Below are 24,992 nucleotides of genomic sequence, written 5' to 3'. Positions count from 1 at the left end.
GCAGCATGTACCCGTGGCCGGGGCAGAACCCGAAGGTCGCCAACCTCGCCACCGAGGTCGCGATCTCCGATGCCCTGGTGCTGCCCGAGCCCGGCTCGGCGCCGCCGGTGATCGCCGTCGTCCAGACCACCTATCTCAACGCCATCGAGCAGGAGATCATGCTCGGCACCAACGCGCATTCGCGCGGGCAGAACGCCATCTACACGGTGTTCTTCGGCCCGGTGAAGGAGCGCACCGGCTGGGAGAACACGCGCGCCGACGACTTCCTCAGCGCGGAGGTGCTCGACCAGGAGATGCTCGACCGCATGCCGGGCGTCACCATGCACGTCTCGAACTACTATGTGCAGAACCGCTACGGCCCGTTCAACTACGCCATCGGCAATGCCGGCGGCGGCGAGCTGTGCATCTATGGCTGGCAGCGCATCCAGTCGCAAGTGCCGATGAACATCTTCCGGGTCGACCGCGGCGTGCTCTCCATCCGCCTGCGGCTCTGCCAGATCGGCGCCAGCGAGCAGGATCTGCTGCGCGTCATGTACCGCTATTCCATCAACGGCTACTTCCTCCCCTATGTCTGGCAGCCCTATGGCCGGCCGATGGGCGAGCCGGAGGGGCTGGGGCGGATCGGCGGGCCGCTGGCCTATCCGTCCGGCCTGCAGGGCGATGGCACAGTGCTCGATGGCTGGATGGGACCGGAAGCCGAGGTGGCTCCGGCGGCCGCGCCGGCCCCCCGGCGCCGCAGCCGGCCGCGCTATGGCAGCGCCGTGCCGCAGCCCGAGCAGGTGTACCAGCCCGGCATGACCCAGCCGGGTATGCCGCAGGGCAATCTCGTCGATCCCTATGAGGGCTATCCGCAGGTGCCCGGTCCCGCAGGTTCGGCGCAGCTCGCCCCGTCGTCGCGGGCGAACGTGATCCAGGGCTCGCCTCCGCCCGGCGCCGTCGTCGACCAGGCGCCCTCGCGCCCGGTGCAGACGCCGACGCAGAACTCGCCCTTCTCGGCGCCGCCGACCCTGCCGGGCGTGCCGCCGGTCTCCGCGCCGCGGCCGACCAGCAACTCCGGCACCAGCAGCACCTCGGGCACGGTCGGCGATCCGGTACGGCTGGTGCCCGGCGCCGGCAACTATCCGACGCCGGCGCAGTAGCACGCCCTTACAGCGCGGCGAGGCGCGCCCGCCCTCGGGTGCGCACGGCCTTGAGCACGGCCAGCAGCGGCCGCTCCACCGCCACCAGGAACAGAGCCCCGAGCGCCAGCGTGCCGAGGCAGGTGAGCGCGAACAGCCCCGCCAGTGCCAGCGGCGAGAGCGGGGCCAGCGCGGCGAAGACATAGGCCGCCGGCGCCACGATCAGCGGCACATGCACGAGGTAGATCGGGAAGGAGAGCTCGCCGAGCCGCTGCAGCGGCGGCGCCTCGAAGAAGCGCCGCACCGGCGGGGTGATCAGGATCGCCACGATCACCAGAAGCGCGCCGATCTCGCGCAGGCCGCCGGTGCCGAGCCAGGACTGGGCATAGGCGAGCGTCCCCGGCCCGGCAGCATGGCCGGGGAAGGTGGCGCCGAGGATGAGGCCGGCCAGCCCGATCAGGCTTCCCGCGAGCGCATGGTCGCGCAGCCTGTGGCGCAGCTCGTAGACGAGCGCGCCGCCGCTGAAGGCGGCGAGGGGGAACAGCCCGAAGGCGGTGAAGCCGACGAGGCCCAGCGCCATCGCCCATGGCCGCGCATGCCCCCGCAGCACGGCATAGGAGCCGTAGATCAGCACCGAGCCGAAGAACTCGGCCTGCATGGTCCAGAGCGGATTGTTGAAGCGGGTGGTGCCGTTGACGAACACGCCGACGGCGCCTTCCCAGATCGCCTGGCTCAGCGGCGGGATCGGCGCCTGGTAGGTCCAGCGGAACCACGGGCTGGCGGTGATGGCCTGCACGTCGCGCGCGGCCTCGGGGAAGCTGGTGAGCCAGGCCCAGGCGAGGATGGAGGAGACCAGCGCCGGCACGCCGAGGCGGAAATAGCGCAGGCCGATCATCAGCGGCGCCTCGCGCGTGCTCTTCGGCGCCGAGGCGGCGAGCACGAAGCCCGACAACGCGAAGAACACCGCCACGGCGAAATAGCCGTTCCACAGCACGGCGAGCGGCGTGTCGAATAGGCCGATCCCGACGCGCTGGCGGTCGATGAAGGACGCGGGCGCGAAGGCGTAGAAGAAGTGGAAGGCCACCACCGTGCAGGCGGCGACGCCGCGCAGCCCATCAAGACAGGTGACGCGGGAGGTGGCGGACGGGCTGTGGCCGGCGAGGTCGGGCATGGACGGCCTTGGAAGCGGCGTGGCGGCCGCGCTGGTCATGAGGGAATCGGCGAAGGCCACGCACGCGCCTGCCGCAGCTCGATACGACGACGCCCCGGCGGGCGCTCGCGTCAGCCGCTATTTTCTTACCGCAGGAATCGGCCGGACGACAGGGAGGCCGGGCGGCGATGTCGTTACGGCCGACATCGACCGTAATGGACATCACGCGCCTCAGCGCTCGACCGATGACGCCGTTTGGGAGGGCGATACCCCTCCTCCCCATGGCTGGGCATGACCCGCCCGCCCAGGCTTTCCACCCGGCGCCAACCTGCTGGCTGGATCCCCGGGCGAAGCCCGGGGAAGAGGGAAGCTCAAATTGCAGGCCAGGCTCTCGGGCGTCGCTCCGGCCACCTGCCGCGAAGCGACCCGCCCGAAACGAAAACGGCGGGGAAGACCCCGCCGCATGCCGCCATTTCTGGTCCGCCGGTCCTACTGGTCCGGGGAGAGGCGCGCCATGTTGCGCCCGCCATTCATCTTCTTGAGCTCGTTGACATATTCCTCCGGCACCAGCAGGTGCCAGGGCGTCTTGAGACCCATAAAGGAAGCGATCTGGCCGATGAACCAGGTGCAATTGGTGGTCGTCGCGTTCCAGAGCGGCGAGTTCTTCTGCAGCTTCTGGATATAGGCGATGACCTTCGGCGCGTCCTCTTCGCTCAGATAGACGCGATAGTTCGCCGTCAGATACTGCTCGTCGAGGTCGCCATAGCTGGCGCCGGTCTCCGACTGGACCCACATCAGGTGGCCCAGCACATAGGGCACCGGGCTGTCGGTCGCCGGATGCAGGCCGGCCACTTCCACCGCACGCTCGCTCGACTTGCCGTACCAGATGAAGGCATGGCCGTAGGAAGCCGCCGTGCGGGCGCGGAAGTCGACATAATAGGGGCCAGGCGGCGGGGTCGGCGAGGCGATCGCCTCGGACGAGCCCGGCGTCGCATTGCCGGTCGCCGCGGACGATGCGTTCGCCGCGACGCTGTTGGCAGACGTCGCGCTCGATCCGCCGCTGGCGGTCGAGGTGCCGCCGGGCAGCGCGCTGACCTTCTGGCGCGGCTTGGGCTTGGTGGTGTTGGTCGCCTGGGCGGGTGCCGCCTGGGGCGTCGTTGCCACCGTAGCCGAATCCGCACTACCGCCGGTGACGGCAGCCGCCGGCAGCGTGCTCACCGCGAGGGCGGCGGACATGCAAAGCGCCACTGTGAGGCAGTGGCGCTTTGCCGTTTTTGTAGACATCTTCATCACGACACCCCGTCGCTTCTCTCGATCAGATCGCGCGAAGGAACGAGCCCGCGGCGGTCATGTCAAGCACGTCACGAAGAGGTGCGTGCCAGACGCCGCATCAGCCCTTGGTGACGATCGGCTCGGGAGCCTTGCCCACCGGGGTCTTGCCAATCGGGGCCTTGCCGATCGGAGCGGCCTCAGCCGGCACCGGCTGCGGCTGCGGGAGGTCAGCGGCGACGGCGGCGCCCAGCATGAAGAGGGACGCAGAAGCCACGAGCAGGGTCTTGATCATGCGCAATTACCTTCCGTTAGTAAACAAAACGAAGAGCTGAGCCGGTGGCGCAGAGGTCTTGTCGCCTTAATGACTAACCTTTCTCGCCGGCCCGTGCAATTGACTGTAGGGCGTCGGCGAACTCACAACCGAACTTTTCGCCCACTGTTGCAAAAATGGCGCGGGCAGAGGCGCTCAGGTGCCTCCCGGTGGTATCGAGGGCGGTAAGGCCCGACATTATCTGGTATCAACAGCCATAGTTCTTCGCTGGGACTGGGCAATGTTGCGTTGGATATCCTTCTGCCTGATCGCGCTCGCGACTCAGCTGTTTCCGCTCGCCTCCGCTTCGGCACGCGAGGCCGTAGCCTTCGACAAGCCGGGCGTGCGCCCCGGCACCATCGTGGTCAGCGCCCGGGAGCGCCGGCTCTATCTCGTCACCGGCCCGGGGAAGGCCATCCGCTATCCGGTGGCGGTCGGCCGCCGCGGCAAGCAGTGGCAGGGCCAGGTGCGCATCAGCGGCAAATATGTCGAGCCGGCCTGGTCGCCGCCGGCCGAGATCAAGCGCGACAATCCCAAGCTGCCGGACGTCATTCCCGGCGGCACGCGGGCCAACCCGATGGGCGCGCGCGCCATGACGCTCTCCGGCGGCGGGCAATACGCCATCCACGGCACCAACCAGCCCCGGTCGATCGGCACCTTCGCCTCCTATGGCTGCGTGCGCATGTACAATGACGACATCATCGACCTCTATGGCCGCGTCGGCATCGGCACGCCGGTGGTGATGCTGCCCTGAGGGGGCGGCGGGCCGTCTCACGCTTCCCGTCATCCCGGCCGAAGCGAAGCGCAGAGCCGGGATCGCTCTCCAATTCGCCGGCGATCTCGGATCGGCCTGCGGCCGTCCGGGATGACGACCGAACGGGAGAAGCCGTCATGGCCGCGCTTGGCCCGGCCATCCAAGGCGAGTGCAGGCGGAAAGACTGGGTCCCCGGGTCAAGCCCGGGGATGAGGGGTCGCCTGAGTTTTCTGAGCCCCCCGCATACGAAAAAGGCCCCCGAAATCGGGGGCCTTTCCGTTTTCTCGGGCCTTTCGGCCGGCCTCAGTCGGCCTTGCCGTCGACCGGCTCGGAGCGGATGACCGCCTCGCCGCCGGCGGTCTTCGCCGCGGCGCGGGGCGTGGTCGGCTCGGTCTTCTTCTCGCCGCTCGGGCGGCGGTTCATCATCGCCTTGTCGATGGTGACGAGGCGCAACACGTTGGTCGTGCCGGGAGTCGCGAAGGGCACGCCGGCGGTGATGGCGATGCGGTCGCCTTCCTTGGCGAAGCCGTGCTCGATGGTCACCTGCGTCGCCTTGGTCGCCATCTCGCCGAAGGTGTGGATCTCCTCCGGCGCGTGCACGACATGCACGCCATAGGACATCACCAGGCGGCGGGCGGTGGAGAGCTGGCTGGCGATGCCGACGATCGGGATGCGCGGGCGCTCGCGCGCCGCGTGCAGCGTCGTGGTGCCGGACAGCGTATAGGTGACGATGGCGGCGGCATCGACCGACAGCGCCGCCTGATAGGCGGCCTGGGTCATGGCGTCAGCGACGGTGTGGCGCTGCTCGGGCTGCTGCGAGTCGATGATCGCCCGGTAGCCGGGGTCGCGCTCCACCTGCTTGATGATCTGGTCCATCATCGCCACGGCCTCGACCGGGTACTGGCCGGCCGCGCTCTCGGCGGAGAGCATCACCGCGTCGGCGCCGTCATAGACGGCGGTGGCGACGTCGGAGACCTCGGCGCGGGTCGGCACCGGGGCGCTGATCATGGATTCGAGCATCTGCGTCGCCACGATCACCGGCTTGCCGAGGCGGCGGGATTCGCGGATGACGCGCTTCTGCAGCGCCGGGATCTCCGGCAGCGACAGCTCGACGCCGAGGTCGCCGCGCGCCACCATCATGCTGTCGGAAAGCTCGGTGATGCGGGTGAGGTGCTCGACCGCCTGAGGCTTCTCCAGCTTCAGGTTGATCTGGGCGCGGCCCTGGATCAGCTCCTTGGCCTCGATCACGTCCTCGGGACGCTGCACGAAGGAGAGCGCGATCCACTCGACGCCGAGGTCGAGGGCGAAGAACAGGTCGGAGCGGTCCTTGTCGGTGAGCGCCGAGACCGGCAGCAGCACGTCGGGGACGTTGAAGCCCTTGTTGTTCGACAGCCGGTTGCCGGCGACCACCTCGGCCTCGATGAAGCCCGCGCCCTTGCGGACCACGCGCACGCGCACCTTGCCGTCGTCGAGCAGCACGGTCGAGCCCTCATGCAGGGCTTCGAGGATTTCCGGGTGCGGGATCGGCACGCGCTTCTCGTCGCCCGGCGTCGGGTCGGTGTCGAAGCGGATGGTGGTGCCCGCGGTCAGGGTGATGTGGCCGTCGACGAACTTGCCGAGGCGCAGCTTCGGGCCCTGCAAATCGGCGAGCACGCCGATGGGCCGGCCGACATCCTTCTCCAGCGCGCGCACGGCGCCGAGAACATGGCCGTGGTTCTCCTGCGTGCCGTGGCTGAAATTCAGCCGGAACACATCCACGCCTGCTTCGTAAAGCGCCCGGATCTTCTCCGGGCTCGATGAGGCCGGGCCTAGGGTCGCCACGATCTTCGTTGCGCGTTCCCGCCTGCTAGCCATAGTTTCCTCCGTAATCCGGCGCGTCTCCCGCGACCCCGCACTGATACGGGCTCACGTTGCCGGCGCGTTCTCTATGTACCAATTCGGCTGGTCTGTCTCGCCCGCGATATCTTGCACTGCAACGTGTCGATACCGCGACGCAGGCCTCACAATCGCGTGGAACGGCGCCGTCCGTCGCGCCGGCTAAGCACCGGGTCTGCGATCACGCGCCGGTGATTTTGCTTGCTGGCATGTGGAATTCTGTATACCAATAATGATGTGCGGCGTCTCTCCGCGCCACGGTATCCCGGCATGGCTGATGCATCGGCCACGGGGCCCGGCGGCGGCAGAAGCGCTGATTGTCGCAGCCAGGATGCAGGTTCCCGAGTCCCGATCCCGTCGACCGCAACCACAGGCCTGGCACCGCTCATGACCCGCACGATCAGGAAGCTCCTCGTCGCCAACCGATCCGAGATCGCGATCCGCGTCTTCCGCGCGGCGACCGAGCTCGGCATCTCCACCGTCGCCATCCATGCGGAGGAGGACAAGCTCTCCCTCCACCGCTTCAAGGCGGACGAGGCCTATCTCGTCGGCCGCGGCCCGTGGCTGCCGAAGCCGCTCGGCCCGATCGACGCGTATCTGTCCATCGACGAGGTGATCCGCGTCGCCAAAGAGGCGAAGGTCGACGCCATCCATCCCGGCTACGGCTTCCTGTCGGAGAGCCCGGAATTCGCCGAGGCGTGCGAAGAGGCCGGCATCGTCTTCATCGGCCCGAAGCCGGCGACCATGCGCACGCTCGGCAACAAGGTCGCGGCACGAAATCTCGCCATCTCGGTCGGCGTGCCGGTGATGCCGGCGACCGACCCGCTGCCCGACGACCCCGCCTTCATCCTCGAGGCCGCCCGCAAGGTCGGCTACCCCGTCATGCTCAAGGCGAGCTGGGGCGGTGGCGGGCGCGGCATGCGCCCGATCGAGAGCGAGGACAAGCTGCTCGACGCCGTCACTACCGCGAAGCGCGAGGCCAAGGCCGCCTTCGGCAAGGACGAGGTGTACCTAGAGAAGCTCGTGCGCCGCGCCCGCCACGTCGAGGTGCAGATCCTCGGCGACACCCATGGCAACCTCGTCCATGTCTATGAGCGCGACTGCTCGATCCAGCGCCGCAACCAGAAGGTCATCGAGCGCGCGCCCGCGCCCTATGTCGACGAGGCGACCCGCAAGGGCCTGACCGACGCGGCGCTCGCCATCGGCCGGGCCACCGACTACATCGGCGCCGGCACGGTCGAGTTCCTGATGGATGCCGACACCGGCGCCTTCTATTTCATCGAGGTCAATCCGCGCATCCAGGTCGAACACACGGTGACCGAGGTCGTCACCGGCCTCGACCTGATCAAGGCGCAGATCAAGATCCTCGAAGGCGGCCATATCGGCTCGGTCGCCGAGACCGGAATCCCGCCGCAGGAGGAGATCCGTCTCAACGGCCACGCCATGCAGTGCCGGATCACCACCGAGGATCCGGAGAACAATTTCATCCCGGACTATGGCCGCATCACCGCCTATCGCGGCGCCATGGGCTTCGGCATCCGCGTCGATGGCGGCACCGCCTATTCCGGCGCGGTGGTGACACGCTTCTACGACCCGATGCTGGAGAAGGTCACCGCCTGGGCGCCTTCGTCGGAAGAGGTCATCGCCCGCATGTACCGGGCGCTGCGCGAGTACCGTATCCGCGGCGTCGCCACCAACCTGCCGTTCCTCGAGAACGTGCTGACCCATCCCGACTTCACCGCCTGCCGTTACACCACCCGCTTCATCGACACGACGCCGGAGCTGTTCGATTTCGGCGGGCGGCGCGACCGTGCCACCAAGCTGCTCGCCTGGATCGCCGACGTGACGGTGAACGGCCACCCGGAAGTGAAGGGAAGGGCCAAGCCTTCCGCCACCGCCCGCATCCCCGAGCCGCCGGCCTTCCTCGCCGAGCCGGCGCCGGGCACGCGCCAGCTTCTCGACCAGCTCGGCCCCAAGGCCTTCGCCGACTGGATGCTGGCGCAGAAGCGTGTCCTCGTCACCGACACCACCATGCGCGACGCGCACCAGTCGCTGCTCGCCACCCGCATGCGCGGCTACGACATCGCCCGCATCGCCGATTCCTATGCGCGCGGCCTGCCGGGGCTGCTCTCGCTCGAATGCTGGGGCGGCGCCGCCTTCGACGTCTCCATGCGCTTCCTCTCCGAGGACCCGTGGGAGCTGCTGGCGAAGATCCGCGAGGCGGTGCCGAACATCCTCACCCAGACGCTGGTGCGCGGGGCCAACGGCGTCGGCTACGCCAATTATCCCGACAATGTCGTGCGCTTCTTCATCCGCCAGGCGGCGGAAGCGGGCATGGACATCTTCCGCGTCTTCGACTGCCTCAACTGGATCGAGAACATGCGCGTCTCGATCGACGAGGCGCTGAAGACCGGCAAGCTGGTCGAGGGCGCCATCTGCTATGCCGGCGACCTCAACGACCCCGCCCGCTCCAAATACGACCTGAAATACTACGTCTCCATGGCCAAGGAGCTGGAGAAGACTGGCATCCACGTCCTCGGCCTCAAGGACATGGGCGGGCTGGTCAAGCCCGCCGCCGCCAGGGTGCTGTTCAAGGCGCTGAAGGAGGAGATCGGCCTGCCGATCCACTTTCACACCCACGACACCTCCGGCGTTTCCGGCGCCTCGGTGCTGGCGGCGGTGGAGGCGGGCGTCGACGCCGTCGATCTCGCCATGGACGCGATGAGCGGCATGACCTCGCAGCCATGTCTGGGTTCCATCGTCGAGGCGCTGCGCGGCTCCGAGCGCGACACCGGGCTCGACCCGGAAGCCATCCGGCGCATCAGCTTCTACTGGGAAGGCGTGCGGGCCCAGTACGCGGCCTTCGAGAGCGACCTCAAGGGACCGGCCTCCGAGGTCTATCTGCATGAGATGCCCGGCGGCCAGTTCACCAACCTCAAGGAGCAGGCCCGCTCCATGGGGCTGGAGAGCCGCTGGCACGAGGTGGCGAAGGCCTATCGCGATGCCAACGATCTCTTTGGCGACATCATCAAGGTCACGCCTTCCTCCAAGGTGGTGGGCGACCTCGCTCTGATGATGGTGAGCCAGGGCTTGTCCGCCGCCGACGTGCTCGACCCCAGGCGCGACGTCGCCTTCCCGGCCTCCGCCGTGGCGATGCTGCATGGCGAATACGGCCAGCCGCTCGGCGGGTGGCCGGAAGCCTTGCAGAAGAAGGCGCTGAAGGGCGAGCCGCCGATCACCGTGCGCTATGGTTCGCTGATCGAGGACGCCGACCTCGAGGCCGAGCGCGCAGAGGTGTCGAAGCTCCTCGGCCGAACGGCGGATGACCGCGAGCTCGCCTCCTACCTCATGTACCCGAAGGTGTTCTCCGACTTCGCCCCCGTGGTGGCGAAGTTCGGCCCGGTCTCGGCGCTGTCGACCCCGGTCTTCTTCTACGGCATGAAGTCCGGGGACGAGACGACGATCGAGATCGAGCGCGGCAAGACGCTGCTGGTGCGCCTCACCGCCGTCGGCGAGACGCGCGACGACGGGCTGGTCGAGGTCTTCTTCGAGCTCAACGGCCAGCCGCGCATGGTGCTGGCGGTCGACCGCGCGGCGGTGCCGAAGGTCGCGGGACGGCGCAAGGCGGAGGAGGGCAACGATTTCCATGTCGCCGCGCCCATGCCCGGCACCATCTCCTCGCTCGGCGTCGTCAGCGGGCAGGAGATCAAGATCGGCGATGTGCTGCTCACAATCGAGGCGATGAAGATGGAGACGGCGATCCATTCGCCGCGCGCCGGCACGGTGCAGGAGATATTGGTGTCGCCGGGCAACGCCATCGACGCCAAGGACCTGCTCGTCGTGCTGGAATAATAGTTGGCTAATAATTCAAGAGACTACCTTCTTGGGAGGAAGGCGATGCGACTGTCGATTTTGAAGGAAGACCTATCCGTCGAACCGCGTGTCGGGGGCACCCCCGACACGGTGAAGCGCTATGTTGGTCTGGGTGCGGAGGTCGTCGTTGCGTCGGGCGCGGGTTTGGCGTCGGGTGTTGGCGACGGGGATTACGAAGCGGCGGGTGCGCAGGTCGTTGCGGACAACGCGGCGGCGGTGGCTGGCGCGGATGTGGTGCTTTCCGTTCGTCGTCCGGAGGCTTCGGCCCTGAAGGGGGCGAACCGCGGGGCGCTGGCGATCGCGATCATGGACCCGTACGGGCATGAGAAGGATCTGGAGGCGCTGGCCAAGGCGGGCGTGTCGGCCTTCGCGATGGAGCTGATGCCGCGCATCACGCGGGCGCAGGTGATGGACGTCTTGTCCAGCCAGGCGAACCTTGCGGGCTATCGGGCGGTGGTGGATGCGGCCGGCGAGTTCGGCCGGGCCTTCCCGATGATGATGACGGCGGCGGGCACGGTGCCGGCGGCGCGGGTCTTCGTCATGGGCGCCGGCGTGGCGGGGCTGCAGGCGGTGGCGACGGCGCGGCGCCTCGGCGCGGTGGTCTCGGCGACCGACGTGCGGCCGGCGGCGAAGGAGCAGGTGGAGTCCCTCGGCGGCAAGTTCATCGCCGTGGAGGACGAGGAGTTCAAGCAGGCGGAGACGGCGGGCGGCTACGCCAAGCAGATGTCGGCGGAGTACCAGGCCAAGCAGGCGGCCTTGGTCGCCTCGCACATCGCCAAGCAGGATGTCGTCATCACCACGGCGCTGATCCCCGGCCGTCCGGCGCCCAAGCTCGTCTCGGGCGAGATGGTGGCGTCGATGAAGCCGGGCTCGGTGGTCATCGACCTCGCGGTCGAGCGCGGCGGCAATGTCGAGGGCGCCGTGCCGGGCGAGGTGGTCACCACCGCCAACGGGGTGAAGATCGTCGGGCACCTCAACGTGCCGGGACGCCTCGCAGCGACGGCCTCGCAGCTCTACGCCAAGAACCTCTACGCCTTCGTGGAGACGCTGATCGACAAGGGGACGAAGAGCCTTGCCGTGAAGTGGGAGGACGAGCTGGTGAAGGCGACGCTGCTGACCCGCGACGGGGCGGTGGTGCATCCCGGCTTCAAGCCGCAAGGGGCCGGCGACGCCGCCTCGGCGGCGTGAGCGCTGCTTCGTCATGATCGACAGGGCGGGCCGGTCGCGCCGGGGAGGGCGCGGCAGGGCTCGGACAACAGACTTCCAGGGGATTTAGGGAAATGGCCAATCCGGCAGCGGGCGATCCGGTCGCCCAGAACGCGGTTGAGGGGGCGCGGGTGGCGGCCGAAGTGGCGCGCCAGGCCGCCGAGGCGGCGCAGGCCTATGCCGACGCCGCCGCGCAGCATTATGCGGAAGTCGCCGGGCAGGTGGCGCATGCGGTCTCAGGCGGGGCGATCGACCCCTTCGTGTTCCGCCTCGCCATCTTCGTGCTTGCGGTGTTCGTCGGCTATTACGTGGTGTGGTCGGTGACGCCGGCGCTGCACACGCCGCTGATGAGCGTCACCAACGCCATCTCCTCGGTGATCGTGGTCGGCGCGCTGCTGGCGGTCGGCGTCGACGCGATGAGCGCGGAAGGCACGGAATGGGCCAAGGGCTTCGGCTTCATCGGCCTGATCCTCGCCAGCGTGAACATCTTCGGCGGCTTCCTGGTGACCAGCCGGATGCTGGCCATGTACTCGAAGAAGAAGTGAGACGGGGCCCATGAACGCCAATCTCGTCGCACTGCTCTACCTCGTCTCGGGCGTCCTGTTCATCCTGGCGCTGCGCGGGCTCTCCAGCCCCGTCACCTCGCGCCGGGGCAATCTGTTCGGCATGGTCGGCATGGCCATCGCCATCCTGACCACGCTCGCCGCGAGCCCGCCCTCGGGCGCGCTGGGCTGGGGGCTGGTGATCGGCGGCCTCGCCATCGGCGGCGGCGCCGGCGCGGTCATCGCCCGCAAGATCGCCATGACGCAGATGCCGCAGCTGGTAGCGGCCTTCCACTCGCTGGTCGGCCTTGCCGCAGTGATGGTGGCGGCGGCCGCGCTCTATGCGCCGGAAGCCTTCGGCATCGGCGAGGTCGGCGCCATCCACGGCCAGGCGCTGATCGAGATGAGCCTCGGCGTCGCCATCGGCGCCATCACCTTTACAGGTTCCGTCATCGCCTTCGCCAAGCTGAACGGCAATATGAGCGGCAAGCCGATCATGCTGCCGGGCCGGCACGTCATCAATGCCGGCCTCGCTCTGCTGCTCGTCGTGCTGATCGGCGTTCTCGTCGCCACCGAGAGCCATACCGTGTTCTGGGCGATCGTGATCGTCAGCCTCGTGCTGGGCGGCCTCATCATCATCCCGATCGGCGGCGCCGACATGCCGGTGGTCGTCTCGATGCTGAACTCCTACTCCGGCTGGGCGGCGGCGGGCATCGGCTTCACGCTGGGCAACACCGCGCTGATCATCACCGGCGCGCTGGTCGGCTCGTCGGGCGCGATCCTGTCCTACATCATGTGCAAGGGCATGAACCGGAGCTTCATCTCCGTCATCCTCGGCGGCTTCGGCGGCGACACCTCTGCCGCGGCCGGCGGGGCGGTGGAGACCCGTCCGGTGAAGCAGGGCTCGGCCGAGGACGCCGCCTTCATCATGAAGAACGCGTCGAAGGTGATCATCGTGCCCGGCTACGGCATGGCGGTGGCGCAGGCCCAGCATGCCCTCAGAGAGATGGCCGACAAGCTGAAGGAGGAGGGCGTCGAGGTGAAGTACGCCATCCATCCCGTCGCCGGCCGCATGCCCGGCCACATGAACGTGCTGCTGGCCGAGGCCAACGTGCCCTATGACGAGGTGTTCGAGCTCGAGGACATCAATAGCGAGTTCGCGCAGGCGGACGTCGCCTTCGTCATCGGCGCCAACGACGTGACCAACCCGGCGGCCAAGACCGACCCGCAGTCGCCGATCTTCGGCATGCCGATCCTCGACGTCGAGAAGGCCAAGACCGTGCTGTTCATCAAGCGCGGCATGGCCGCCGGCTATGCCGGCGTCGAGAACGAGCTGTTCTTCCGCGATAACACCATGATGCTCTTCGCCGACGCAAAGAAAATGGTCGAGGATATCGTCAAGAACCTCGCCCATTAACAGGCGCATTGCTTCGAAATCCGAAATAAACGGCCGGGGCTCTGCTCCGGCCGTTTTGCTTTTTGCCGGTATCCGCTTAACTCGCTGTCAACCAACTCCGCGTAGCGTCCCGGCATGGCGCGCGGCGTTTCCTGGTTTCTCGTAGCCCCGCTCGTCCTTCTGGGGCTTTCCGGCTGCAAATTCGGGCTGTTCGAACAGCGCGAACCCTGGCGCACGGAAGCTGAGGAACGGTGCCGGGCGGAGGGCCGAGTCAGGCCTTCCGCCTTCATCGTCGAGGACCGCGCCATCAACGGCGCCGGCGCCTGCGGCATGGACCACGCCTACCGCATCACCGCTTTCGCCGAAGGCTCGGTCGAGGTCTCGCCGCGCGCGACGCTCGCCTGCCCGATGACCTCGGCCGTCGACCGCTGGATCACCCAGGACGTGCAGCCCGCCGCCATGGCCTGGTTCGGCCAGCCGGTGGTGAAGGTGAAGCAGATGTCCTCCTATTCCTGCCGGCGCATGAACGGCGCGCGCACCGGCAAGACCTCGGAGCACGCCTTCGGCAACGGGCTCGACGTCGGCGGCTTCGTGCTGGCCGACGGGCGCGAGATCTCGGTGCGGAAGGGCTGGAAGGGCGCGCCCGACGAGGCGGGCTTCCTGCGCACCGTGCAGGCGGAAGCCTGCGAGCGCTTCTCCGTGGTGCTGGCGCCGGGCTCCAACGTCTATCACTACGACCACATCCATATCGACCTGATGCGCCGCGCGCCGGGCCGCACCACCTGCAAGCCGGCGCCGCAGCGCCCGCGTCCGCCGAACCTCCCGGTCTACAAGGCGCCGCCCTACAAGGCGCCGCCCTTCGGCGCGCCGTGGGGGAGCCGACCGATGAGCTCCTCCCCCGCCGTCGAGGAGCCGGTCACGGAGCAGGACGTCGAGGAGGGCTATCCCGCCGAGGGCGGCTATCCGCCGGAAGCCGCCGCTCCGGCGCCGAATCCCTATCCCGCGACAAGTTCCTATCCCGCGGCAAATCCTTATCCGGCACAGAGCGCCTATCCGGCGCCGCGCCCGCGCTCGACCGCCAATGCCGCCCCCGGCTGGGCCGCCCCCGCCCCGCGGGCGCCAGCGCCTCCCGTACCGCAGGAGGTCGGCGAGCCGATGGTGCTGTCGCCGCGGCCGGCCGATCCCTATGGGGCGGCTAATCCTTATCCGGCGAACCAGTACCCGCCGCCGGCTTATCCTCCCCAACCGGCGCAGAACTATCCCGCGCCAAGCTACCCCGTGCAAAACTATCCCGCACAGGCCGCTCCGGCGCCGTCGGCCTACCCGCCGCCCTCGCCCTATCCGCCTGCATCGGATTATCCGGCCCAGCAGCCTTATCCGGCGCCCGCTCCGGCGCCGGCCGCGGCCCCCGTGCGTTCGCGTCCGCCCGGCGTGCCGCTGCCGCCGGCCAGCGTGCCGCTCGCCAAATGGCTGGGGCTCGATCCGACGCCGACCGGCTCGACCGGCAATGTGCGCTCTTTCACGACTGAGCGGGAATTCGCCAGCCCTATTCCGGCACCGCGCGAGCGCGCCGACTGAGGCTGGATCCCCGGGTCAAGCCCGGGGATGAGGGAGAGGCACTCAGTCCAGCAGCGTATCGAGCCCGCGGCGCACGCCGACCCAGCCCTGCACCTTGCGGGTGGCGAGCAACGTGCCGGCGACATAGGGCGCAGCGGAGGAGCCGGCATCGTGGCGGATGGTGAGCCGCTCGTCCGGTGCACCGAAGATGCTCTCCACCCCGAGCACGAAGGAGGGCAGGCGCAGCGCATGCACCCGCACCTCGTGCGCGCCCTCACCGAAGGCGCCGCCGCGTGTCGCCGGCACGCCGACCACCTCGTCGATCGGCCGGCTGGTAGCGGGCTGGCGCACCTCGGCCAGCGCCTCCGCCAATTCGCGCGCGGTGCCGGAAGGTGCGTCGGGCTTGGACGCGGAAGCGTAATCGATGATCTCGACATCGGACACATAGCGCGCCGCCACCATGGTGAAGCGCTTCAGCAGCGTGGCGGTGATGGAGAAATTGCCGGCGGCGAGCAGCCCGCGGCCGTGCTCGTGCGCCACCGTGTCGAGCTCGGCATAATCCGCCGCGCCGAGGCCCGATGTGCCGATGACGACATGCAGCCCGGCCTTGAGCGCGGCGAGCGCATTGGCCTTCACCACGCCCGGCTTGGTGTAGTCGATCAGCACGTCGGCGGGGGTGGCAAGCGCCTCCTCGACCGAGGTGAAGACCGGCACGCCGGAGGGCTCGCCGCCGAGCGCGGTGCCGAGGTCGCGGCCGGCATGCGAGCGGGCGATGCCCGCGACGAGTTGCAGGTCGTCCGTCTTCGCGATGGCGGGCGTCAGCGCACGCCCGACCCATCCGGTGGCGCCGGCGAGGATGATGCGGATGCTCATATCGTCACTTTCGGGGTGGGCCGGGCGGGGTCGCGCGCCGGCGGCTGGGCGGGCAGGGGATGGAACAGCGCTGCCGGCGCGAACGCCGCGCTGACCTCGCCGGCGAAAATCGCGCCATCGGCGATGGTGAGCTTGCGCACCGGCGTGCCGGGCGCGAAGTCGACCTTGTCGAGGGCGACCCAGAAGACGTTCGGGCGGGTGGCGGAGTCGAAACAATAGACCCGGTTGGTCTGGTCCGCGATCGTCCGCCAGATAGTGGAGGAGATGTTGGGGTGGTCCGGCGTGGTGATCCCCAGCGGCACGCTCACCGCCCGCTGAAGGCTGAGCATGGAGGCCAGCGCCTGGTGCCGCAGCGACCGGCCGGGAATGCCGTCCACATAGGCCGGGGCGACGTCGCGCGGGATGGCGCCGAGCAGGAAGGCGGCGCGCACGAAGCGGTCGGCCGCGTTGTTGGTGCCGGGCAGGAAGGTCAGCCCGCCAATGGCGCGCCAGTATTCGTTGAGCGCCAGCTGCTTGGCGAAGGGCGGCGAATTGGTCATCACCACATGCTCGCGGCCGTGGTGGATGGTGAGCTCGCCGTCGATGTACTCGAAGATCGCCGAATCGCCGCTCGCGTCGGAGACCGAGAGATGCAGCGTCGCCGGCGAGCCGTTCGGCAGGATCGGCGCCAGGAGGACGAAGGCGCGCGCCTCGAGCGCGGCCACGGTTTCCGCCACGGTGGCGAAGCGGTCGAGCACATATTGCGCCCACAGCGCGATCGACAGGAAAGGGCCCTCGGTGCCGGGAACGCCGTAATCGGATTCCGCGAGGTAGAGGATGTTGGCGACGAGGCCCTTCTCGTTCATCCCGTCGGTGGTGCCGGCCTCGTAGCCGGTGACGATCACGCTGCCATAAAGCGACGTCCAGCGCAGGCTGTCCGGGCCGGCCGCGCCGTCGCGCTCGAGCCCGGCCGGCAGCAGCCACAGGTTGGAGTGCATGTCCTCCTTCCAGTCCATGTTCCGGCCGGTGATGACGAGATCCTCGGCGCCTACATAGAGCGTGCGCGTGCACATGCTGACCATCTCCCCATTCGGACGTCACCGGAGGCCTCCGGCATGTCTAGGCCAGAAAGGGGTGCCGATCCACAGCGGTACGGTGGAGCAGGGGAGAGAGTGCCAGCCGGCCTGTAAGCCGGGTTCTGTATGGCGGGATCGCTCCCGCGTGACGGCCATTCCTCTGGGACGCCAGTTGCCTGGCGCCTCGAGCAGTCAACCCGGGCGGCTGTCCGAAGACGGGACCTGAAGCTTACGCTTCGCGCCACCCCTATACGACTTTGCTCCCGGTGGGGTTTGCCGTGCCGCTTCCGTTGCCGGACGCGCGGTGCGCTCTTACCGCACCGTTTCACCCTTGCCGCGGGCGGACCCGAGGCGGTCTGATTTCTGTGGCACTTTCCCTAGGGTCACCCCCGCCGGACGTTATCCGGCACCGTGTCTCCGTGGAGCCCGGACTTTCCTCGGCACCTTGCGGTGACGCGGCCGTCCGGCCGGCTGGCAGTCTGCACATGAGGGAGAGCGGACGCCGCGTCAAGGGCGGCGAGGGAAAAGGGACGCGCGCGGGGCCCGAGGGTACGCAAAACCCGGGGCCGCTCCGGCGCCGCGCGCGAAGCTCGTGTCAGTTCGAGGCCATGATGGTGCGGGCCTTGCTGCAATAGGTGCGGGCGGTCGAGGACATGCGGCGGGCGCCGTGGCCGCCCTGGTAGCGCATGACCGTGCCGCAGGTGTCGCCGGCGGCGAGCCGGTAGGCACCGGCGAGGTAGCGCATGCCCCATTTGATGTTGGTGGCGGGCTCGTAGAGCGCCGCGCGGCTGCCCGCATAGCCGAGGCCGCGGGCGGTCTGGTGCTTGATCTGCATGAGCCCGACCTCGCCGGCGCGGCCGGTCAGGCGGGGATTCCAATTGCTCTCGATGCGCACCACGGCGCGGGCGAGCGACACCGGCACGCCATTGGCGCGGGCTTCGCGATCGACGATCGCGGCGATGCTGTTCGAGGAAGAACGGGTGGAAGAAAGCTTATCTTGGGAACGCGGAGCGTCGATCTCGGTTGATCTTTCGAAGATCGGCTTGGCGATTGCGATATTCGCGCCGGAGAGGATGAGGAGGGCGGGAAGGAACAAAGAACTGAATACGCGGGACACGATCATTCTGCGCCGATGGCCTTTTCGTCAGATTGCAACAGCGGCGCAAAAGCCCGCCAAATCTGTCCCGAATGAGGCTTGTTCCGTGTCGCGTGCGCCTTAATCGTTACTTTGCCGGCGATTGACTGGCCGGCCCTCGCAAAACTGTGGCGCAACCGCAACGATCGTGAACGAAACTTGCGCGTGCGGCGGGTTGTGCGCAGCATCCTGTCGCTCGCTGCGACAATCTGCGCGGGAAACTTTCAAGCTGTACGTGCGGCGCAGAGGTTGTAGAGCGTCGCCAGCGTCGAGACATCGGCGACGCCGTCGATGCGGGAGCGGCGGAAATGGCGCTGGAAGGCGCGCACCACCGCCTCCGTCGTCTCGCAATAGGTGCCGTTCACCGGCACGCCATAGCCGTAGAGCGCCAGCATGGCCTGCAGCGCCTCGATCGGCTGGCCGTGCTCGCCGCGCATGAAATAGCGCCCGTCGCTCGGCGGCACTTCCTCGACCAGATGGCCGACGCCGGCGCGGTGCAGCACCTCCCAGGGGAATTTCTCGCCGGGATCGGCCTTGCGCAGCGGCGCGACGTCGGAATGGGCCAGCACCCGGTCGGGGGCGATGCGGTGGCGCGAGAGGATGTCCTTGCAGAGCGCGGTGACCGCCTCGACCTGGATGGCGGGGAAGGGCGGGTAGCCGTGGTCGTGGCCTGGATTGGCGATCTCGATGCCGATGGAGAGCGAATTGATGTCCGTTGCCCCCGCCCAGTGCGAGGCGCCGGCGTGCCAGGCGCGCCGCGCCTCGGGCACCAGCTGGGCGATGCGCCCATCCTCGAACACGACGTAATGGGCCGAGACGCCCCGTTCCGGCGAGCGCAGCCATTCGACCGCCTCGGCGGTGGATTCCATGCCGGTGTAGTGCAGCAGCAGCATGTCCGGCGCGGCGACGCCGGATGTCACGTCGAACTGCCGCTCGCCATGGTTCGGCGAGGCGAGGACCTCGGCCACCAAAGGCGAGTCGGGGAAGAAATCGGCGGCGGGCGCGGCATCCATGGCCTCGCTGCTAAGCCCGCTCGCCGCGCGATTCAACAGATTCTTAAGGTTCATGACGCGTTAATCGCCAATCGCCGGCTGCGGCGGAATCAGCGCGTCGAAAGGACCGCGGCGCGCGCGTTCCGCAACGGTCGTTCCATTGACGCCCAAATCATCCCATGCTATCCCAAATCATCCCGTTGCCGTACCGAGTCACCAAGTCCGAGGACGCCCACAAGGCGCCCGCCGGCAGGTCGCGTGCGGCGTCCGGGGAGCGTGTGTGTACCGAGCGTAACCTGGGGGCGTACCGGGCCGATGGATCGTTTCGTATCGACCTATGCGATGCGGCTCGATTCCAAGGGCCGGATGTCGATCCCGGCGCCGTATCGCGCGCTGATCGCACGGGACGGGCTGGAGCATCTCTACTGCCATCCGGCGCTGGACCTGCCGGCCCTGCAGGCGGGCGGTGCGCGGCTGATGGCGGGGATCGACGCCCTGATCGAGCGCTATCCGCCCTATTCGGAAGCGCGCGAGGAGCTGGCCGGCGCGCTCTATGGGGCGATCGAGATGATCAAGCTCGATCCGGAGGGGCGCGTCATGCTGAGCGAGGGGCTGAAGGCGCACGCGCAGATCAAGGACGAGGCCGTGCTGGTCGGCCTCGGGGATTCATTTCGGATCTGGGAGCCGAGCCGCTTCCGGGCGCATCTCGCGGAGGCCAATGCGAAGGTGCGTGCCTTGAAGCAGCAGATCGGCTCCCAGGGGACGGCGCGGGACACCCGCGCCGATGGGGCATGATGGCGGGTCGCGGCGGTTCGGAGACGGACGCTGCCGGCGGACCGGCCCGCCATCTGCCTGTCCTGCTGGCTGAAGTCGTCGAACATCTCGCGCCGAAGGATGGCGGGCTCTACATCGACGGCACCTTCGGCGCCGGCGGCTATACGAGCGCGATCCTGAACGCCGCCGGCACAAGCGTCATCGCCATCGACCGCGACCCGACCGCCATTGAAGGCGGGCAGGGGCTGGTGGCGGCGAGCGGCGGGCGCCTGACGCTGGTGCATGAGCGTTTCAGCGCTCTCGACGAGGTCGCGGCGGCGCAGGGCATCGATGCGGTGGACGGCGTCGTGCTCGACATCGGCGTCTCCTCCATGCAGATCGACGAGGGCGAGCGCGGCTTCTCCTTCCGCCGCGACGGGCCGCTCGACATGCGCATGTCGAGCGAAGGCCCTTCCGCCGCCGACCTGGTGGCGAAGCTCTCCGAGACCGACCTCGCCAACCTCATCTTCCGCTTCGGCGAGGAGCGGCATTCGCGCGCCGTCGCCCGGGCCATCGTCGCCGCCCGCAAGGAGGCGCCGATCGAGCGCACGCTCCAGCTCGCCGACATCGTCGCCAAGGTGGTCTGGGCCAAGCCGCACGAGCCGCACCCGGCGACCCGCACCTTCCAGGCGCTGCGCATCGCGGTGAACGACGAATTGGGCGAACTCGCCCGCGCGCTTTCCGCCGCCGAGCGGGTGCTCAAGCCCGGCGGGCGTCTGGTGGTGGTCACCTTCCACTCGCTGGAAGACCGCATCGTCAAGACTTTCCTCGCCAACCGGGCGAAGGCCGCGGCCGGCTCGCGACACATGCCGGCGCTCCAGAGCGCGCCGCCGAGCTTCAAGCTGGTGGCGCGGGGCGCCGTCGAGCCGGGCGAAGAGGAACTCGCCCGCAATCCGCGCGCCCGCTCCTCGCGGCTGCGCGCCGCCGAGCGGACGGAAGCCCCGGCCCATCCGGCCGGCGACCTCTCTTCGCTGCTGCCGCCCGTTCCCGATCCAGACACCAGTCGCCGCCGCTGAGGTCCGAGAGATGTTCCGCGTACTCAATGCCGTCTCGGTCATCGCGCTGCTCGCCGCCGCCGGCGCCGTCTATCAGGTGAAATATTCCTCGGCCTTCGAGGCGCAGGAGATCGCGCAGCTTCGATCCGAGATCCGCGGCGAGCGCGACCGCATCGCGCTGCTGCATGCCGAATGGGCACGCCGCACTGCGCCGGACCGCATCCAGGCGCTGGCCGAGAAGCATCTCGACATGCAGCCGCTCGATGTCGCGCATATGGACCGCCTCGCCAGCCTGCCGGCCAAGCCCGAGAAGGGTGGCGACGCGCTTGGCGGCATGATCGAGGCGCTGGTCGACGGCCCGTCGACCGATCCGCTGCCCGCCGCGGCCAAGGCCGTGCCCAAGCTGTCCAAGCCTGCGCCGGCCGGGCGCCTGCCGGACGATGCGCCGCTGCCGGAGGAGCCGATGTCCGGCGAGCCGCTGTCGCTCTCCGCCATGCCGCCCGCCGGCAACATGGCACCGCCGCGTCCCAGCCCGAGCATGGTCGGCCCGCAGGGCGTCGTCGGCGCTCCGCTCGATCCGGTGGCCGGACGGCCGCTGCTGCCGCCCGGATCGCTTGGCCGCCAGGAGAGAAGCCGATGATCGCCCCCGCCGCCCTTCTCGCCCGGTTTCGCAACGCGCTGGCCGCCCTGCCGGGATCATTGCCGAGGTGGCTGCTGCGCCTGCCGTTCCTGCTGGCGCGGATGCTGATCGGCGTCGTCCGCTCCGCCTTCGGGCGCGGTCGGCCGGAGCCGCACGCGGTGGCGCGGGCGCGCATCCTCCTGTGCATGCTGGTCTTTGCCGGCGTCTATCTCGCCATTGCCGGCCGTCTCGCCATGTTCGCCTCGGCGCCCGACAGCGCGCTGGCGCGGCGCGGGCTGGGCACGGACGCGGTGGCCTCGGCCCGGCCGGACATCCTTGACCGCAACGGGCTGGTGCTTGCCACCGACGTGAAGTCGGCCTCGCTGTTCGGCGAGCCCAACCGCATCATCGACGTCGACGAGGCGGTGGAGGCGCTCACCGCCGTGCTGCCGGACCTCGACGGCAACGAGCTGCGCCAGCGGCTCTCCACCAAGCGCGGCTTCATCTGGCTCAAGCGCGACATCACCCCGCAGCAGCAGCGCGAGATCCACAATCTCGGCCTGCCGGGCATCGGCTTCATGACCGAGAATCGCCGCGTCTATCCCGGCGGCACGCTCGGCGCCCATGTCATGGGCTCGACCAATATCGACAATCAGGGCATCGCCGGCATCGAGAAATGGGTCGACACCGGCGGCCTCGCCGACCTGCATCTCGCCGGCTTCGCCTCCGACCGGCAGCAGGAGCCGATCGAATTGGCGCTCGACCTGCGCGTCCAGCATGTGCTGCGCGACGAGTTGTTCACCGCCAAGGAGAAGTTCAAGGCCATCGCCGCCGCCGGCACCGTGGTCGATGTGCGCACCGGCGAGATCGTCGCCATGGTGTCGCTGCCGGACTTCGACGCCAACGACCCGGCGAGGTCGCTCGACCCGAAGAACCTCAACCGCCTGACTACCGGCGTGTTCGAGATGGGCTCGACCTTCAAGGCGCTGACCTTCGCCATGGCGCTGGACAGCGGCCGCTTCAACATCAACTCGACGCTGGATGCGCGCGGCGCGCTGCAGTTCGGCCGTTTCCGCATCCACGACTACCACGCCGAGAACCGCGTGCTGACGCTGCCCGAGGTGTTCCTCTATTCCTCGAACATCGGCACGGCGAAGATGGCGCTGGCGCTCGGCGTCGACGCGCACAAGGCGTTCCTTGCCAAGGCCGGGCAGCTCGACCGGCTGCGCACCGAGCTGCCCGAGAGCGCCGCGCCCATCGTGCCCAAGCGCTGGGGCGAGCTCAACACCGCCACCATCGCCTTCGGCCATGGCCTCGCCGTCGCGCCGCTGCAGGCGGTGATGGCGGTGAACGCGCTGGTCAATGGCGGCAATCTCATCCCGCCGACCTTCCTCAAGCGCACGCCCGAGGAGGCGCAGGCGCTCGGCAAGCAGATCATCAAGCCGGAGACCAGCGCCAAGATGCGCTATCTCCTGCGGCTCAACGCCGAGAAGGGTTCGGCCAAGAAGGTCAACGTCCCCGGCTTCTACGCCGGCGGCAAGACCGGCACCGCCGAGAAGGTGATCGGCGGGCGCTATTCCAAGACCAAGCTGCTCACCACCTTCACCGGCATCTTCCCGATGGATAACCCGCAATATCTCGTGCTGGTGATCCTCGACGAGCCGCAGGCGGTCGAGGGCACCTATGGTTACGCCACCGCCGGTTGGAACGCCGCGCCGACGACAGGCAAGATCATCTCCCGCATCGGCCCGATGCTCGGCATCATGCCGCGCACCGACGTCCCGCCGGCGGAGAGCCTGCTCGCCAACACCACGCTGGCGCGGGCGCAATGAGTGCAGGGCCGATTTCCGGTGCGGAAGCGCGCCTGAATCGGCTATGCGGGGTGTGAGGCCGGGAGGGCCGCCGCGCGGGCCGTCCGGCAAAAGCTGCGGGTCCCGCGGTTCCGGGGCTCGCGCAGGAAGACGTGCATGTCCGATCCGATCCGACCCACGGCCGACTGTTCACGGACCCTCACCTTGCGCGAGCTGGTGGGCGAGGACGCCGACTATGCGCTCGCCGATCCCGGTCTGATCGTCGGCGAGCCGGCGCTGGACAGCCGCAAGGCGCGGGCCGGCGACGTGTTCTTCGCCCTCGCCGGCTCCAAGGCGGACGGCCTCTCCTTCGCCCGCGATGCCGTCGCCCGTGGCGTCCTCGCCGTGGTGGCGGAAGCCGAGCGCCCGCCATGGTTCGACCCGTCGGTCTCCTATGTGCGCGTCGGCAATGCGCGCCGTGCCGTGGCGCTTGCCGCCGCCCGCGCTTTCCCCAAGCAGCCCGAGACCATCGCGGCGGTGACCGGCACCTCCGGCAAGACCTCGGTCGCCGCCTTCGCAAGGCAGATCTGGGCGCGGCTCGGCCATGCGAGCGCGAGCCTCGGCACGCTCGGCGTGGTGACGCCGTCGGGTGCCGTCTACGGCTCGCTGACCACGCCCGACCCGATCGAATTGCAGCGCACGCTGCACATGCTGGCGAAGGAAGGCGTAACGCATCTGTGCCTGGAGGCCTCCTCGCACGGGCTCGACCAGTACCGGCTCGACGGCGTGCGCCTCTCCGCCGGCGGCTTCACCAACCTGTCGCGCGACCATCTCGACTACCATCCGAGCATGGAAGCCTATCTCGACGCCAAGATGCGGCTGTTCCGCGAATTGCTGCCGCGCGGCGGGGGCGCGGCGGTGTGGGTGGATTCCACCGAGGGTAGCCATGTGGCGCAGGTCGCCGCCGATCATGAATTGAACGTGCTCGGCATCGGCGTCGCCGGCGCCGGCATCTCGCTGCTCGCCCGCCATGACGAGGGCCTCGGCCAGCTTCTGGAGGTCGAGGCGGACGGGCGGCGCTTCACCCTGAGGCTGCCGCTGGTCGGCGCCTTCCAGGCCTGCAACGCGCTGGTGGCGGCGGGCCTCGTCCTGCTCACCGGCGCCGGCGCGCGCGAGGCGCTGCTCGCGCTGGAGACGCTTGAGGGCGTGCCCGGCCGGCTGGAGCTGGTCGGCACCAAGGACGGCGCCGGCGTCTTTGTCGACTACGCCCACAAGCCGGACGCGCTCGCCAACGCGCTCGACGCGCTCCGCCCCTATGCGACCGGCCGGCTGATCGTCGTCTTCGGCTGCGGCGGCGACCGCGACCGCGGCAAGCGGCCGATCATGGGCGCTATTGCCGCCGAGAAGGCCGATGTGGTGATCGTCACCGACGACAATCCGCGCAGCGAGGACCCCGCCTTCATCCGCGCCGCCATCCTCGAAGCTGCCCCCGAGGCGCAGGAGATCGGCGACCGCGCCGAGGCCATCGCCGCCGCCATCGGGATGGCGAAGTCGGGGGATGTCGTGCTGATCGCCGGCAAGGGTCACGAAACCGGCCAAATCGTGGGCGACCGGACGTTGCCATTCTCCGACCGCGACACCGCGGTCGCGGTGCTGGAAGGATGAAC

21 protein-coding genes and 1 other RNA gene are annotated in these 24,992 nt (G+C 69.0%); 12 read left to right on the top strand and 10 right to left on the bottom strand.

The window, feature by feature from the left end:
* Positions 1-5: 5 nt before the first annotated feature.
* Entirely contained in the window at positions 6-1,139 is a 1,134-nt protein-coding gene (gene bcsN / locus SNOV_RS22685) for a cellulose biosynthesis protein BcsN (protein WP_013167945.1), read from the top strand.
* A 7-nt stretch (positions 1,140-1,146) separates the two neighbouring features.
* Here the strand turns inward: bcsN and SNOV_RS15710 are convergent, their stop codons facing one another.
* From SNOV_RS15710 to SNOV_RS23865, 3 genes are all read right to left on the bottom strand, one after another.
* Positions 1,147-2,328: an acyltransferase family protein gene (locus SNOV_RS15710; protein ID WP_144296006.1), complete on the bottom strand. Its 1,182-nt coding sequence runs from the start codon at positions 2,326-2,328 to the stop codon at positions 1,147-1,149.
* A 429-nt stretch (positions 2,329-2,757) separates the two neighbouring features.
* The gene (locus SNOV_RS15705) at positions 2,758-3,504 is read right to left on the bottom strand and encodes a hypothetical protein (RefSeq protein WP_013167943.1); all 747 of its coding nucleotides are present in this window, start codon (positions 3,502-3,504) and stop codon (positions 2,758-2,760) included.
* 154 nt (positions 3,505-3,658) lie between these two features.
* Positions 3,659-3,832, bottom strand: a complete 174-nt coding sequence (locus tag SNOV_RS23865; RefSeq protein WP_013167942.1) for a hypothetical protein — start codon at positions 3,830-3,832, stop codon at positions 3,659-3,661.
* A 259-nt stretch (positions 3,833-4,091) separates the two neighbouring features.
* On the opposite strand from SNOV_RS23865, the gene SNOV_RS15700 reads away from it, so the two are divergent.
* Positions 4,092-4,604, top strand: a complete 513-nt coding sequence (locus SNOV_RS15700; RefSeq protein ID WP_013167941.1) for a L,D-transpeptidase — start codon at positions 4,092-4,094, stop codon at positions 4,602-4,604.
* Positions 4,605-4,907: 303 nt separating this feature from the next.
* Here the strand turns inward: SNOV_RS15700 and pyk are convergent, their stop codons facing one another.
* Positions 4,908-6,458 carry a pyruvate kinase gene (gene pyk / locus SNOV_RS15695; protein WP_013167940.1) on the bottom strand — a complete coding sequence of 517 codons (1,551 nt, stop codon included), beginning with the start codon at positions 6,456-6,458 and terminating at the stop codon, positions 4,908-4,910.
* Between the two features lie 408 nt (positions 6,459-6,866).
* Between pyk and pyc the strand changes: the two genes are divergently transcribed.
* The 5 genes from pyc to SNOV_RS15670 all read left to right on the top strand — a co-directional run bounded on the left by pyc (position 6,867) and on the right by SNOV_RS15670 (position 15,074).
* The gene (gene pyc / locus SNOV_RS15690) at positions 6,867-10,331 is read left to right on the top strand and encodes a pyruvate carboxylase (protein WP_013167939.1); all 3,465 of its coding nucleotides are present in this window, start codon (positions 6,867-6,869) and stop codon (positions 10,329-10,331) included.
* 45 nt (positions 10,332-10,376) lie between these two features.
* Positions 10,377-11,540, top strand: a complete 1,164-nt coding sequence (locus tag SNOV_RS15685) for a Re/Si-specific NAD(P)(+) transhydrogenase subunit alpha (RefSeq protein ID WP_013167938.1) — start codon at positions 10,377-10,379, stop codon at positions 11,538-11,540.
* 92 nt (positions 11,541-11,632) lie between these two features.
* Positions 11,633-12,103: an NAD(P) transhydrogenase subunit alpha part 2 gene (locus tag SNOV_RS15680; RefSeq protein ID WP_013167484.1), complete on the top strand. Its 471-nt coding sequence runs from the start codon at positions 11,633-11,635 to the stop codon at positions 12,101-12,103.
* A 10-nt stretch (positions 12,104-12,113) separates the two neighbouring features.
* Positions 12,114-13,517, top strand: coding sequence for an NAD(P)(+) transhydrogenase (Re/Si-specific) subunit beta (locus SNOV_RS15675; protein WP_013167483.1), 1,404 nt, complete (start codon positions 12,114-12,116; stop codon positions 13,515-13,517).
* Between the two features lie 114 nt (positions 13,518-13,631).
* Positions 13,632-15,074 (top strand): extensin-like domain-containing protein, encoded by a 1,443-nt coding sequence (locus SNOV_RS15670; RefSeq protein WP_013167937.1) that lies wholly within the window; start codon positions 13,632-13,634, stop codon positions 15,072-15,074.
* A 42-nt stretch (positions 15,075-15,116) separates the two neighbouring features.
* Here SNOV_RS15670 and dapB read toward each other — a convergent pair whose 3' ends face one another.
* The 6 genes from dapB to SNOV_RS15650 all read right to left on the bottom strand — a co-directional run bounded on the left by dapB (position 15,117) and on the right by SNOV_RS15650 (position 19,129).
* Complete coding sequence (gene dapB / locus SNOV_RS15665) at positions 15,117-15,926, bottom strand: 4-hydroxy-tetrahydrodipicolinate reductase (RefSeq protein ID WP_013167936.1); 810 nt, start codon at positions 15,924-15,926, stop codon at positions 15,117-15,119.
* Positions 15,923-16,978, bottom strand: a complete 1,056-nt coding sequence (locus SNOV_RS15660; protein WP_013167935.1) for a linear amide C-N hydrolase — start codon at positions 16,976-16,978, stop codon at positions 15,923-15,925. Before SNOV_RS15660 ends, dapB begins: the two co-directional genes overlap by 4 nt.
* 98 nt (positions 16,979-17,076) lie before the next feature.
* Positions 17,077-17,456: RNase P RNA component class A (rnpB, locus tag SNOV_RS22775), an RNA gene on the bottom strand.
* A 120-nt stretch (positions 17,457-17,576) separates the two neighbouring features.
* Positions 17,577-18,104: a lytic transglycosylase domain-containing protein gene (locus SNOV_RS15655; RefSeq protein ID WP_013167934.1), complete on the bottom strand. Its 528-nt coding sequence runs from the start codon at positions 18,102-18,104 to the stop codon at positions 17,577-17,579.
* Entirely contained in the window at positions 18,101-18,304 is a 204-nt protein-coding gene (locus SNOV_RS23860; RefSeq protein WP_187291070.1) for a hypothetical protein, read from the bottom strand. The genes SNOV_RS15655 and SNOV_RS23860 overlap by 4 nt, the downstream gene beginning before the upstream one ends.
* Positions 18,305-18,340: 36 nt before the next feature.
* Positions 18,341-19,129 (bottom strand): N-acetylmuramoyl-L-alanine amidase, encoded by a 789-nt coding sequence (locus tag SNOV_RS15650; RefSeq protein ID WP_041783488.1) that lies wholly within the window; start codon positions 19,127-19,129, stop codon positions 18,341-18,343.
* A gap of 294 nt (positions 19,130-19,423) precedes the next feature.
* Between SNOV_RS15650 and SNOV_RS15645 the strand changes: the two genes are divergently transcribed.
* The 5 genes from SNOV_RS15645 (at position 19,424) to SNOV_RS15625 (ending at position 24,990) form a co-directional block, all read left to right on the top strand.
* Positions 19,424-19,903, top strand: coding sequence for a division/cell wall cluster transcriptional repressor MraZ (locus SNOV_RS15645; RefSeq protein WP_013167932.1), 480 nt, complete (start codon positions 19,424-19,426; stop codon positions 19,901-19,903).
* Positions 19,900-20,937, top strand: a complete 1,038-nt coding sequence (rsmH, locus tag SNOV_RS15640) for a 16S rRNA (cytosine(1402)-N(4))-methyltransferase RsmH (RefSeq protein ID WP_013167931.1) — start codon at positions 19,900-19,902, stop codon at positions 20,935-20,937. The genes SNOV_RS15645 and rsmH overlap by 4 nt, the downstream gene beginning before the upstream one ends.
* Positions 20,938-20,947: 10 nt before the next feature.
* A complete protein-coding gene (gene ftsL / locus SNOV_RS15635; protein ID WP_013167930.1) occupies positions 20,948-21,556 on the top strand; it encodes a cell division protein FtsL in 609 nt (202 codons plus the stop codon).
* Between the two features lie 101 nt (positions 21,557-21,657).
* Complete coding sequence (locus SNOV_RS15630; protein ID WP_244413010.1) at positions 21,658-23,367, top strand: peptidoglycan D,D-transpeptidase FtsI family protein; 1,710 nt, start codon at positions 21,658-21,660, stop codon at positions 23,365-23,367.
* Positions 23,368-23,502: 135 nt separating this feature from the next.
* Positions 23,503-24,990 carry a UDP-N-acetylmuramoyl-L-alanyl-D-glutamate--2,6-diaminopimelate ligase gene (locus SNOV_RS15625; protein ID WP_013167928.1) on the top strand — a complete coding sequence of 496 codons (1,488 nt, stop codon included), beginning with the start codon at positions 23,503-23,505 and terminating at the stop codon, positions 24,988-24,990.
* The last annotated feature ends 2 nt before the right edge of the window (positions 24,991-24,992 follow it).

It is taken from the genome of Ancylobacter novellus DSM 506, from assembly GCF_000092925.1.
GTDB classification, from domain to species: Bacteria; Pseudomonadota; Alphaproteobacteria; order Rhizobiales; family Xanthobacteraceae; genus Ancylobacter; species Ancylobacter novellus.
The sequence above is the reverse complement of the archived record's forward strand: the minus strand, read 5'-3'. Positions and strand labels throughout refer to the sequence as shown.